This window comes from Undibacterium sp. Rencai35W, assembly GCF_049340185.1.
Taxonomy (GTDB): Bacteria; Pseudomonadota; Gammaproteobacteria; order Burkholderiales; family Burkholderiaceae_D; genus Undibacterium.
On record NZ_JBMPPC010000002.1, the window covers coordinates 487,048 to 499,929 of the forward strand.

Annotated in this window: 13 protein-coding genes; 8 read left to right on the forward strand and 5 right to left on the reverse strand. The window is 46.1% G+C overall.

Annotated features, from left to right (window positions below; translation table 11 throughout):
- Positions 1-17: 17 nt before the first annotated feature.
- Complete coding sequence (locus ACO0K3_RS06170) at positions 18-527, forward strand: CNP1-like family protein (protein WP_422982889.1); 510 nt, start codon at positions 18-20, stop codon at positions 525-527.
- A 62-nt stretch (positions 528-589) separates the two neighbouring features.
- Here ACO0K3_RS06170 and proB read toward each other — a convergent pair whose 3' ends face one another.
- From proB to rplU, 4 genes are all read right to left on the reverse strand, one after another.
- Positions 590-1,708 carry a glutamate 5-kinase gene (gene proB / locus ACO0K3_RS06175; RefSeq protein ID WP_422982891.1) on the reverse strand — a complete coding sequence of 373 codons (1,119 nt, stop codon included), beginning with the start codon at positions 1,706-1,708 and terminating at the stop codon, positions 590-592.
- 263 nt (positions 1,709-1,971) lie between these two features.
- On the reverse strand, positions 1,972-3,081 hold the full coding sequence (gene obgE / locus ACO0K3_RS06180; RefSeq protein ID WP_422960867.1) for a GTPase ObgE: 1,110 nt from the start codon (positions 3,079-3,081) through the stop codon (positions 1,972-1,974).
- Between the two features lie 250 nt (positions 3,082-3,331).
- The gene (gene rpmA, locus ACO0K3_RS06185; RefSeq protein ID WP_422955693.1) at positions 3,332-3,589 is read right to left on the reverse strand and encodes a 50S ribosomal protein L27; all 258 of its coding nucleotides are present in this window, start codon (positions 3,587-3,589) and stop codon (positions 3,332-3,334) included.
- Positions 3,590-3,626: 37 nt separating this feature from the next.
- Positions 3,627-3,938: a 50S ribosomal protein L21 gene (gene rplU, locus ACO0K3_RS06190; protein ID WP_262835192.1), complete on the reverse strand. Its 312-nt coding sequence runs from the start codon at positions 3,936-3,938 to the stop codon at positions 3,627-3,629.
- Between the two features lie 353 nt (positions 3,939-4,291).
- Here rplU and ispB point away from each other — a divergent pair, with 353 nt between their 5' ends.
- The 7 genes from ispB to ACO0K3_RS06225 all read left to right on the forward strand — a co-directional run bounded on the left by ispB (position 4,292) and on the right by ACO0K3_RS06225 (position 11,182).
- Positions 4,292-5,221, forward strand: coding sequence for an octaprenyl diphosphate synthase (gene ispB, locus ACO0K3_RS06195; protein ID WP_422983178.1), 930 nt, complete (start codon positions 4,292-4,294; stop codon positions 5,219-5,221).
- Positions 5,222-5,663: 442 nt separating this feature from the next.
- Entirely contained in the window at positions 5,664-7,385 is a 1,722-nt protein-coding gene (pilB, locus tag ACO0K3_RS06200; RefSeq protein ID WP_422982893.1) for a type IV-A pilus assembly ATPase PilB, read from the forward strand.
- A 12-nt stretch (positions 7,386-7,397) separates the two neighbouring features.
- Positions 7,398-8,630: a type II secretion system F family protein gene (locus ACO0K3_RS06205; RefSeq protein ID WP_422982895.1), complete on the forward strand. Its 1,233-nt coding sequence runs from the start codon at positions 7,398-7,400 to the stop codon at positions 8,628-8,630.
- A complete protein-coding gene (locus ACO0K3_RS06210; RefSeq protein WP_422982897.1) occupies positions 8,630-9,496 on the forward strand; it encodes a prepilin peptidase in 867 nt (288 codons plus the stop codon). The genes ACO0K3_RS06205 and ACO0K3_RS06210 overlap by 1 nt, the downstream gene beginning before the upstream one ends.
- A complete protein-coding gene (coaE, locus tag ACO0K3_RS06215; protein WP_422982899.1) occupies positions 9,496-10,131 on the forward strand; it encodes a dephospho-CoA kinase in 636 nt (211 codons plus the stop codon). Before ACO0K3_RS06210 ends, coaE begins: the two co-directional genes overlap by 1 nt.
- Positions 10,132-10,217: 86 nt before the next feature.
- Positions 10,218-10,973: a cell division protein ZapD gene (zapD, locus tag ACO0K3_RS06220; RefSeq protein WP_422955698.1), complete on the forward strand. Its 756-nt coding sequence runs from the start codon at positions 10,218-10,220 to the stop codon at positions 10,971-10,973.
- Between the two features lie 14 nt (positions 10,974-10,987).
- On the forward strand, positions 10,988-11,182 hold the full coding sequence (locus ACO0K3_RS06225) for a DNA gyrase inhibitor YacG (protein WP_422982901.1): 195 nt from the start codon (positions 10,988-10,990) through the stop codon (positions 11,180-11,182).
- Between the two features lie 114 nt (positions 11,183-11,296).
- Here the strand turns inward: ACO0K3_RS06225 and ACO0K3_RS06230 are convergent, their stop codons facing one another.
- On the reverse strand, positions 11,297-12,853 hold the full coding sequence (locus tag ACO0K3_RS06230) for a sigma 54-interacting transcriptional regulator (RefSeq protein WP_422982903.1): 1,557 nt from the start codon (positions 12,851-12,853) through the stop codon (positions 11,297-11,299).
- Positions 12,854-12,882 lie beyond the last annotated feature (29 nt).

Here is a 12,882-nt window from a genome sequence, read left to right on the forward strand (position 1 = left end):
TTGCAGAATTTTCGACTATGTTAAAAAAAATTTACGCCACTACTGCCTTATTGCTGGCATCTGGCCTGCTACTGCCCGTGCATGCGCAAACCGTTGACGACGAGGCAGAAAAGGAATGGAAAGAACTTGCATTGCAGCTTCCGGCCGCACCAGAGGCCAGCAATATGGTCTCCTTTTACGACAGCGGCAGCCAGTCATTTGCCATTGACAGCACATCCATCACGATCACCAGTGACGGCATTATTCGCTACAGTCTGATTGCCGTAAGCAGTAATGGCGCTAAAAATGTGAGTTACGAAGGAATACGATGTGCCACCTATGAAAAAAAGTTGTATGCCTTTGGCAGGCCTGATGGAAGCTGGTCACGCTCACGTCGCAATCAATGGGACAACATCTCGGGATTGAGCGCCAACAAACAACATAGCACGCTGTTTAATGACTATTTTTGCGAAGGCAATTCCATCGCCGGTAAAGTCAGCGTCATAGTTGACAGGATTAAACGACATCAGATTATTAAGCCTTATTAATCTGCGTTGATCTGAGCGTCCTTATGTTGAAATGATGATGGTGCTGCTTTAATTTTAAGCAATCAGAGCAGTACCATATTATCTCTGTGAATCAATTCTGGCTCTTCTACAAAACCTAGAATCGCGGCAATCTCAGACGAGGGATGTCGCTTAATCCTTCGTGCCTCGGCACTGGCATAATTACTCAGACCTCTTGCAATTGCTCTACCAGCTTCGTTATAACAAGTCACGACAGCACCACGCCCAAATTCGCCGCGTACATCAAGCACACCAATCGGCAGAAGCGATTTTCCCTCAGTGATCAATTTTTGTACTGCACCAGCATCTAGCACGATTTGTCCCGCTGTCTGCAAATGATCTGCCATCCATTGCTTACGTGCTGCCAACGGCGCCATTTGCGAGATCAGTTGCGTACCAATCGCCTCACCTTTAGCCAAACGCACCAGTACGTTATCCTCACGGCCCCACGCAATGACCGTATGCGTTCCGGAACTGGCACCGCGCTTTGCGGCTAATATCTTGGTCAGCATGCCGCCGCTTCCCAGGCTTGACCCTGCGCCACCAGCCATCGCCTCCAAAACAGGATCACCAGCTCTGGCCTCGTGTACAAATTGTGCGTCAGGATTCTTACGCGGATCTGCTGTGTATAAACCTTTTTGATCGGTCAGAATGATCAGCGCATCAGCCTCAATCAGATTGGCGACTAAAGCACCTAAAGTATCGTTGTCGCCGAACTTAATTTCATCCGTCACGACGGTATCATTCTCATTAATTACAGGAACAATGCCAAACCTAAGTAAGGTAAATAAAGTAGAGCGCGCGTTCAGATAACGCTCACGATCTGCCAGATCAGCATGTGTCAATAAAATTTGCGCAGTACCAAGTGCATGTGCACGGAAGCTGGTTTCATAAATCTGTGCCAGCCCCATTTGCCCCACTGCGGCGCAGGCCTGTAATTCGTGTATTCCCGTTGGACGCTTATCAAAACCGAGACGCTGCCGCCCTTCGGCAATAGCGCCTGAACTGACCAACACCACCTCCTTACCCAGCTTACGCAACTCAGCAATTTGACCTGCCCATTTCTCAATGGCAACGCGGTCCAACCCTTTGCCATCATTGGTAACAAGTGAGGAGCCTACTTTGATGATGAGTCGTTTAGCGCTTTGAATAACTGAATGCATGAGATGATCGTTGATGTACAAATTTAATTGAGCGACAGGATGCCTAGAACACTCAAAATTATACTTTATATGGATAGAAATCATAAAAACTAAATTTCATTCCGAAAATTTAGATTAAATCCGACTAATCAAGTATTTTTCTGCCGATCTCACCGCCATAAAAACTCTCCTAAATCACTAAAATATTGCCTGGAGAAATGTGTAAAAATACAAATAAAAAGAGCCTGACAAGCAGGCTCTTTTTCACAAATACAAGGATCAGATCAGTCCAACACTTTAAAACGCGGATCATCAGGATCAATCGACAAAATCCCCTGCGCCTCTTCCGTCATCTGGGTTTCCTGGGAGCGCTGCTCTTGCAAGCGCTTTTCAGCAAGATATGCATAAATTTCGGTAACGAGATCTTCACAACCTTCACGATTCAAGGCAGAGATTTCGAAAACAGGACCTTTCCAGCCAAAACGCTTGACGAAGTCCTTTACTTTTTTCTTGCGCTCGTCTTCCGTCAATACATCGAGCTTGTTAAGCACTAGCCAGCGCGGCTTATCGTATAAGGCTTCATCATATTTACGCAACTCCTTGATGAGAGCTTTAGCATCTTTAACTGGATCAACGCCGTCATCAAATGGGGCGAGATCAACAATATGCAATAACAAGCCTGTACGTTGCAAATGTTTAAGGAATTGCACGCCAAGACCAACACCATCGGCAGCGCCCTCGATCAAACCTGGGATGTCGGCGATCACGAAGCTTTTTTCATGACTGACTCGAACCATGCCTAAATTCGGATGCAAGGTCGTGAACGGATAGTCGGCAATTTTAGGTCGCGCATTGGATACTGCTGTGATAAACGTAGACTTACCCGCATTCGGCAAGCCCAGCAGACCTACGTCAGCCAATACTTTCAATTCGAGACGCAATTCGCGACGTTCACCCTCTTTACCATCACTACGCTGACGTGGCGCACGATTAGTGGAAGATTTGAAGTGGATATTGCCCCAGCCACCCTCTCCACCTTTAACCAAAACAACCTGCTGTCCGTGCTCCGTCAGATCGGCAATGACTTCATCCGTATTGCGATCTGCAATCTGTGTACCTACCGGCATACGCAAGAAAATATCATCCGCACCTTTGCCATAACAGTCTGCACCACGGCCATTTTCACCATTTTTTGCTTTATGCAACTTAGAAAAACGGTAGTCGACCAGCGTATTGATATTACGATCTGCGACGGCAATAATACTGCCACCCTTGCCACCGTCACCACCATCGGGACCACCGAAAGGTCTGAATTTTTCACGGCAGAACGAGGCAATGCCATTACCGCCATCACCTGCAATTACTTCAATCCGTGCTTCGTCGATAAATTTCATTTGTATCACCTATAAATTCAGTGCGTCCGAATAGGAACAATATGCACTGCGATTCTCAGTTCCCGTGAAAAGGAAGAGCAGAATCTGCAATCTTGCCTGAAGACTGCCAAACCAAAAAAGAGCTTGTATAAATCGCCGTAAAACATAAAGGCTGACTTATACAGGACCTCTTGAAACTAAAAAGGCTCTACCAACGGCAGAGCCTTTTTTATCAGGCTTTCGCCTTATTCTACTAGCTGTAAGGCGCTAATTACGCCGCTACAACAATCGCGTATTGGTGCTTAGCAGCACCTTTGATTGCGAACTGTACCTTGCCATTAACCAATGCGAACAGAGTATGGTCTTTACCCATACCGACGTTTTCACCTGGGTGAACACGTGTACCGCGTTGACGAATGATAATGCCGCCAGCATTGATAGCTTGGCCGCCGTAGACTTTAACGCCTAAGCGTTTTGACTCTGAGTCACGGCCGTTGCGCGTGGTGCCGCCGCCTTTTTTGTGTGCCATTTATTAGCTCCTTGGATTGTCAGTTAAATCAACCGGCTTAGCCGTTGATAGAAACGATTTGCAGTTCTGTGTAATTTTGGCGATGGCCTTGACGCTTTTGGTAATGCTTACGACGACGCATTTTGAAAATGCGCACTTTATCGTGACGACCTTGCGAAATTACCGTAGCCAGCACCGTAGCACCTGCGACCAAGGGAGCACCAAATTTAATGGTGTCACCTGCGCCCAAAGCGAGCACTTGATCAATGGTGATTTCGGAGCCAATGTCTGCAGGTATCTGTTCTACTTTAAGTTTTTCACCAGCGACAACTTTATATTGTTTGCCACCGGTTTTTATGACCGCGTACATGTGAAACCTCATCAAATGATATGAATAATCGAATTTTTCCAACCCGAATGAAGCATTGAAATCGGGAAAACCTCCAATTATACATAGACTTAGCGAGTCGGTCAAACCATTCCTGCAATTCTGCTTTTTGCGCTGTACCCAATAGGCTTAAGCACCTTCATCCACCCAAGCTATAAGAAGAATGCCATTAATTTGCAGCAAAGCTGCACTGAAGTTCCCGTAAGGTGCAGCGCGAAGTAGCAAGGGCATCGTATAATCCCTGCTTCCCAAGCAATCACGCATTTTTTGCAGGTACCGCCTTGTCTGCCACAACATCTACTCAAAATAGTATTACAGAATCCATTGCCACCGATATGGCGTTAGTTAATCAGGTGATACGCACCAAGCTTCATTCGGAAGTCCCTCTGGTCAATCAAATCGCTGAATACATTATTAGTGCCGGTGGCAAAAGAATACGCCCGGTGCTGGTGCTACTGGTGGCGAACGCTTACCAATACCAAGGCACGCACCACCACGAGCTGGCGGCCATTATCGAATTCATCCACACAGCAACATTACTACATGATGATGTTGTCGACGAATCCTCCATGCGTCGCGGCAGAAAAACGGCTAACGCGCTTTTTGGCAATGCCGCTTCAGTTTTAGTAGGTGACTTCCTGTATTCGCGCGCTTTTCAAATGATGGTCTCCATTAATCGCATGGAAATCATGGAAATCCTGGCAGATGCAACGAATGTCATCGCAGAGGGTGAGGTGCTGCAATTACTAAATATGCATGATCCTGATGTTACCGAAGAAAGATATTTACAAGTCATCCGCTCCAAGACTGCCAAACTATTTGAGGCAGCCGCACAGGTAGGTGCATTGATTTCCGGCGCTACAGCCCAACAAATTGACGCCGCAGCAGAATATGGCCGCTCACTTGGCACGGCATTTCAACTGATCGACGATGTACTCGACTACTCCGGTAACGCGCAAGAAATAGGGAAAAATGTCGGCGACGATTTGCGTGAGGGAAAGCCGACACTACCACTAATTTATTTGATGAAAAATGGCAGCGAACAAGAAAAGCGTTTGGTTAAAAGCTGCATTGAGCAAGGCGACGAGACGCAGTTTGATGCGATATTGGAAGCCATTACCAAGTCCGGCGCACTTGACTATACAAGATCAGAGGCAATCAAAGCATCTCAGCGTGCTGCATCATCAATACAAGCTCTATCAGATAGTTCATACAAAAATGCCTTGCTTGCTTTGTGTAAATTTTCCGTTGATAGAAATCACTAACAACCAGCAAATGAGTTCTTATAAAAATATGTGCGGCATGTTTTGTTCACGGCAAATGCGAATCACTTTGAACAAACCATCCACACAAAATTGTTTCCAAGTGTAACCCTTCCTCTTTCCTGCGAGTATTGCTCGCCATGAGGTCAATTTTGACCTGAATTCCCTCCAAAATCGTGGGTAATTTCACACGAAAAATCCAATTATCCGACTGAACAATTAGTCGAAAAACAAGAAGCCCTTTATACTAAGAGAAGTTTCTTATATGAAAATCATTTCAGTGACTTCAACATTAAGTGCTACTTAAGTGTCGTGTATTTGTATATCGTTAAGTGGTTACATCCATGTTATCAAATGAATGAAACGCATTCCTTTACAAAAGAAGTGCTTGGTTGCATTATCTTAAGGCAATCATCGCCCGGACGAACTTTACGATAAAGAACTTATGTCAGCCGTCTTACCAAACATATCTCCATCGACATCGGGACTTGCCAGAGCTCTGATGCAAGGCAATGTACTACCGGCTACACAAGTTGATAGTGTTCTCAAAAAATCACAGGCAGATAAAACAGCATTTATCGATAGTTTGATACAAAGCGGGGCGATGAGTGCGCGTGACCTAGCGTCATTTTGTTCTGAAACATTTGGCTACCCTTTGGTAGACCTAACTTTATTTAATGAAAGCAGCCTGCCAGAAAAGATCGTTGATACTAAACTGATGCAGACGCAAAGGATTATTGCTCTTGCAAAACGCGGGAATAAAATAGCCCTCGCGGTATCGGATCCAACGAATACATCTGCACAAGATCAAATCAAATTCCAGACCGGTCTAGGCATTGAACTCGTCGTTGTGCAACACGATGCGCTACTGAAACTTCTGGATAGACTGGGTAAAACATCGGAACAAAGCCTGAGTGACATATCCGGTGATGATTATGATATTGAATTCAAAGAAGAAGATATCTCCACCGCATCTGCTGATGCTCAGGCAGCCGAAGTTGATGACGCACCGGTAGTCAAGTTTTTACAAAAAATGCTGATAGACGCCATCAATATGGGTGCATCGGATTTGCACTTCGAACCCTTTGAAAAATTTTATCGCATCCGCTTCAGGGTCGATGGAGAGCTGCGAGAAATTGCTCAGCCACCACTCGCAATTAAAGATAAACTCGTGTCACGTGTCAAAGTTATTTCCAAGTTAGACATATCAGAAAAACGCGTGCCGCAAGATGGTCGTATGAAGCTGGTTTTGTCCGCGACAAAAGCCATCGATTTTCGCGTCAGTACACTACCGACTTTGTTTGGCGAAAAAATCGTTATGCGTATCCTCGACGGGTCGCAAGCACAAATGGGAATTGATGCACTCGGATATGATCCGGACCAAAAAGAGATACTGATGAATGCAATTCAGCGTCCTTACGGAATGGTACTTGTTACAGGGCCGACGGGTTCAGGTAAAACGGTTTCGCTGTACACCTGCCTCAATGTCATTAATAAACCTGGTATTAATATCTCTACCGCAGAAGACCCTGCAGAGATTAACTTACCAGGTGTGAATCAAGTCAATATTAATGATAGAGCCGGCTTAACGTTTCCAGTTGCACTCAAATCCTTTCTTCGCCAAGATCCTGACGTTATCATGGTCGGTGAGATCCGTGACCTAGAAACTGCTGACATCGCAATTAAAGCCGCGCAAACTGGCCACATGGTGTTCTCTACTTTGCATACTAATGACGCACCATCGACATTAACGCGTTTAATGAATATGGGTGTAGCGCCATTCAATATTGCATCCTCTGTTATTTTAATTACCGCTCAACGGCTTGCACGACGCCTTTGTACGTGTAAAAAACCGGCCGACGTTCTGGACGAGGTTTTATTGCAGGCTGGATTTAAAGACGAGGAATTAGATGGAAGCTGGAAACCCTATCAACCTGTAGGTTGTGAGCGCTGTAGTGGTAGCGGCTACAAAGGTCGCGTAGGTATTTATCAAATTATGCCGATTACAGAATCAATTGAGCGCATTATTTTGGGCAGCGGAACATCGCTTGAAATCGAAAAACAGTCAGAAAAAGAAGGTGTCAGAACCTTGCGGCAATCCGGTCTTCAAAAAGTAAAGCAAGGACTTACTAGCTTAGAAGAAGTTCTTGGATGCACCAACGAATAACAGGATAATTGTATGGCGACAACTTCAAAAGTAGCACCCAAAACGACACAGGTTAAAGAACATGTCTATGCTTGGGAAGGTAAAGATAAATACGGGAAAACTGTACGCGGTGAGTTACGTGCTGGTGGCGAAGCGATTGTCAATGCTACGCTAAGGCGCCAAGGTATTTCAGTTACCAAATTAAAAAAGAAAACATATGCTTCTGGTAAAAAAATTACCGATAAAGATATCACTCTATTCACTAGGCAGTTAGCGACAATGATGAAAGCTGGCGTTCCTCTGCTCCAGTCTTTCGATATTGTTTCAAAAGGGAACACAAACCCTTCAGTATCAAAATTATTACAAGATATACGGGGTGATGTTGAGACAGGGACTAGCTTAAACCAGGCATTCCGTAAATTTCCGCTTTATTTTGACCCTCTATTTTGCAATCTTGTAGGCGCAGGTGAGCAAGCCGGTATTCTGGAAGACTTACTAACCAGACTGGCAATATATAAGGAAAAAACGTTGGCAATTAAAGCAAAAATCAAATCTGCTCTGACTTATCCAATTGCAATTTTATCGATTGCATTCATTGTCACTGCAGTAATTATGATTTGGGTTGTTCCTGCTTTTAAACAGGTATTCACCAGTTTTGGTGCCGACCTGCCTGCACCAACCCTATTTGTAATGGCAATATCCGACTTTTTTGTGAAAAACTGGTACATCATTTTTGGAGGTTTGTTCGGTAGCATTTATTTCTTCCTAAACTCATGGAAACGATCTCTTAAAATGCAGCGAATAATGGACAGATTACTTTTACAAGCACCGATCTTCGGTGACGTAATTAGAAAAGCGACTATTGCTCGATGGACACGAACATTAGCTACTATGTTTTCCGCAGGTGTTCCTTTAGTTGAATCTCTGGATTCCGTTGGCGGTGCTGCTGGCAATGCAGTTTATCTAGATGCAACAATTAAAATACAAACAGAAGTTAGTACTGGCACAAGCTTAACGGTAGCAATGCAAAACTCAAATGTATTTCCCAACATGGTCACTCAGATGGTCTCCATCGGCGAGGAATCAGGGGCTTTAGATCAAATGCTTGGAAAAGTAGCTGATTTTTACGAAGAAGAAGTAGACGAGGCCGTAGCCTCTCTCTCTAGCCTCATGGAACCGCTGATAATGGCCATACTTGGGATAATCATTGGTGGTTTAGTCGTCGCTATGTACCTGCCAATTTTCAAACTAGGTCAAGTCGTTTAATGCTAGAGATTTTTTTATTCCAAACTCCAGAATCTTGGCCAAGCACAATTTTAATTGGTGTCGTCGGATTATTAATAGGTAGTTTTCTCAACGTAGTTATCCATCGCATTCCAAAAATGATGCAAAGGGAATCGGATAACTATGTGGCGAGTGAGAGCGGTAATGAATTGCCTCACGCTGACCGCTACAATCTGATGGTGCCGCGCTCTGCGTGCCCTCATTGTGGGCATCAGATTACTGCCTTGGAAAATATTCCGGTGTTTAGCTACATTGCAATAGGCGGCAAATGTACAACATGTAAAGCACCGATTTCGATACGTTATCCATTAGTAGAGCTGCTTACTGGCGCGCTCTCTGGCTATCTTATTTGGCACTTTGGTAGTGGCATCGCTGGTTTGGGTGCTGTCGTATTCGCCTGGTTTTTAATCGCAATGACCTTCATTGATGCTGACACACAGTTGCTGCCAGATGATCTGACTTTGCCTTTGTTGTGGCTCGGTTTGTTAATTAATCTTCACGGTACATTCGCGTCCTTGCATGATGCGGTCATCGGTGCGGTTGCTGGCTATCTCGCTTTGTGGTCCATTTACTGGCTGTTTAAGCTCGCAACGGGCAAAGAAGGTATGGGCTACGGCGATTTTAAATTACTGGCAGCTCTTGGCGCATGGATGGGCTGGACTATGCTACCCGTTATTATTTTACTATCATCAGTGGTCGGTGCGATTGTAGGGATCAGCATGATCGTATTGGCAAAAATGGGCAAAAACAATCCTATCCCGTTTGGTCCCTATCTTGCTGCCGCAGGCCTCATTGCGCTAATCTGGGGTAAAACTCTATCGCAGCAATATCTGGGCATGCTTGGTTGATGGAGTTAGCGCAGGTATTTAGCCTGGGACTGACAGGCGGAATCGGAAGTGGCAAAACGACTGTTGCCAATATGTTCGGCGAGCTTGGTGCCAGCCTGATTGATACCGACCTTATTGCCCACCAACTTACCATGTCGCATGGTGTTGCCATATCTCTGATTCGCCAGCAGTTTGGCGATGCCTCTATTCAGGCAGACGGGGCTATGGATCGCGCAAAAATGCGGGAACTGATTTTTACGGATGCATCCGCAAAAACTAAACTCGAACAAATTCTCCACCCGCTCATCAGACAAGAAACTGAACGCGCGGCACAGCAAGTGACAGGTAGCTATCCAATTTTCGTTGTTCCTCTCTTGGTCGAGTCTAGTAACTGGAAGAAAAAAGTCAGCCGGATTCTGATTGTCGATTGCCCGGAGCAAGTGCAAGTGCAGCGTGTGATGGCAAGAAATAATTTAAATCAAGAGCAGGTACTCGCCATCATGCATCATCAGGCCAGCCGCCAGCAAAGACTGGCCGCAGCCGACGATATCATCGTCAATGATGGCGATCTGGACGCAATCCGCGAACAAGTCGCTGAGTTGCATCGCAAATATTGTCAGTTAGCGCAAACATCGATAAAAAATGACAAACAATAAGCACGCAATGTTTGTAATTTTGCTCAGCATGGTTCAGAATCACGTGACACTTGCGCGTTAGCACCAATTTTGACAGGGATATTATTTTGATCGTTTACGAATACCCTTTTAACGAGCGTATTCGCACGTTATTGCGGCTAGAAGACCTGTACGAAAAATTCACTTTTTTCCTGCATCAGTCTGATCCTATGCAGCATCACGTTGCCCTATCCACCATTTTTGAAATGCTGGAGGTCGCTGGTCGGGCCGATCTCAAATCTGATCTCCTGCAAGAATTAGAACGACAAAAACACACTCTCATCAGCTTCAAATCTAATCCGAATGTTCAGGCGGACATGCTGGATCAGATTCTCGATGAGGTAGATCGCGCCAGCAGCGCCCTAATGGCCTCCACTGGGAAAACTGGTCAGAACGTTCGTGATAATGAATGGTTGATGAGCATACGTGGTCGTACGATTATTCCTGGCGGGGCTTGTGAATTTGACTTACCCAGTTACCACGCATGGCAAAAGAATCCCGCTGAAAAGCGTTTTGCGGATATTGCCAATTGGTTTGCGCCGATTGCCCCCTTATTTGATGCGATTAATATCGTCCTGCGTCTATTGAGAGAATCTGGGGTAACGACGAAAGTCATTGCACAGGCCGGCAGTTACCAGCAAATGTTGCAAGGGAAAATATATCAGTTACTACGCGTCAGCGTGGTGCGTGAGATGGGAGCCATCCCGGAAATCTCAGCAAATAAGTACATGTTGTGGATACGCTTTATGTCCCAAGACGGTGATATGAAGCCGAAAGCTTTCGAGAGCGATATCCCGTTTGACCTGACACTCTGTAATTTTTAACGTAGTAGAGACTTATGAGCACAGTTGTAGATTGCCCGACTTGCGGCAAAAAAGTAACCTGGACTACCGAGAATACGTATCGTCCGTTTTGTTCTGAACGTTGTAAAAAAATTGATCTGGGTGCATGGGCAGAAGAAAAATACACGATCCCCGCTGTCAATTTGCCTGAAGATCCCGATGAGGATTTATGTCAATCAAACCTGCAATAATCCCATCTATCAGAATCTGTTACGGGATCCGTAATAGGATCAATTGGGTCAATGAGGTCAATAAGATCACTTAGTATCAATTCGTATTGGCACCTCCACTAATGTACACCGATTCTAACGCTTGGGGATTCCGTATTTCCTGAGTTTGGCGGCAATCATAGAATGCGAAGTATCCAGCCGGGCAGCGAGTTTGCGGCTCGATGGGTACTGCAAATACAGCTTCTCAAGCAAGCTTGATTCGAATGCCTGCACCGTCAATTCCCAGCTCTCCGCAGCATCGATATTCACTTCATCCGCAGTAATACTTCCTTCAGCCCAATCTAGATCAGCAGCATCCAGCACCCGCTGATCCGACATCGTAATTGCCCTGAAAACGACATTTTGCAGCTGGCGCACATTGCCTGGCCAGCGGTTCGCCACCAGTGCCGCACAAGCAGCAGAATTCAAGCGGCATACGGGCTTTTGCGCCTGTGTGCAGGCGCGCTCAATGAAGTGTCTGGCAAGCGGCAAAATATCATCCGGGCGCTCACGCAGTGCGGGCATTTCCAGATGCAGTACATTCAGGCGATAAAATAAGTCTTCGCGGAACAAGCCCTCCTGCACCATCTTGCGTAAGTTACGATGGGTCGCGCTAATAATGCGGACATTCACCTTAACCTCCTTATCGCCACCAATACGCCTGAATTTACCGTCGTTCAAAAAACGGAGTAGTTTCGCCTGCAGATATAAAGACATCTCCCCGATCTCATCCAGAAACACAGTGCCACCATCAGCCATTTCGATCAATCCTGGCTTGCCGCCGCGTTGCGCGCCAGTGAATGCACCGGACATATAACCAAATAATTCACTTTCTGCCAGACTCTCAGGCAACGCCGCGCAGTTCAGCTCAAGAAAAGGAGCATTACATCGCGCACTGACGCCGTGGCAAGCCTGTGCCAGCAGTTCCTTGCCGGTTCCTGTCTCACCCGTGATGAGCAACGGCGCATCGACCACTGCCACCTTGGCGGCCTTGGCCTTGATTGCCCTGATCTGCTCGGACTCACCAATAATGAAGTGAAAACCACTCCCTTCAGAGTGCTGCAATGCATGTATTCTGCCACCGATACGGCGTGGCGCATGCAGGGTCAATACAGCTCCCACGGTCTGACCGTTACGCGCCATATCGTGAGTGATTGGCTCAGAAACCGGAGTAACGTCCATCCAGAACGGCTCGCCATTCAAGATCACCTCACGACTGGGAACATGAAAAGAACTGGATATCAACTCCTCCTGGGCTGAGGTATCTTCCAGCAAATCGACCAGGCTTTTCTGGCAGAGAATTTCCTCTGACATGCCGGACACAGCCGCTGCTGCGGCGTTTGCCACGACGACCCGACCGTTTGCATCGATGGCCAACACCGGGTCTTCCATCACGGCCATCATGGTGTCAAGATTCAGGCGGCGACGTTTGCCAGGCAAAATATCAAGAATATTGATTTTGCCTACACCGCGCACCTGGTCACAATCCTGCTGCAAAGATGGCAGCATAAACTCAAGCAGTTCAGGACTATCGATATAGATATTTGGAGGATCAACTTCAACACCGACGACATTCAACCCGCGCAGGGCGAATACCGCCAGTATTTCATGCGCAATCCCTACTCGATCTTTAAACTGGATATTGATGCGCATCGGTCTTGCTTAGGTGAAGAGTGAGCAGC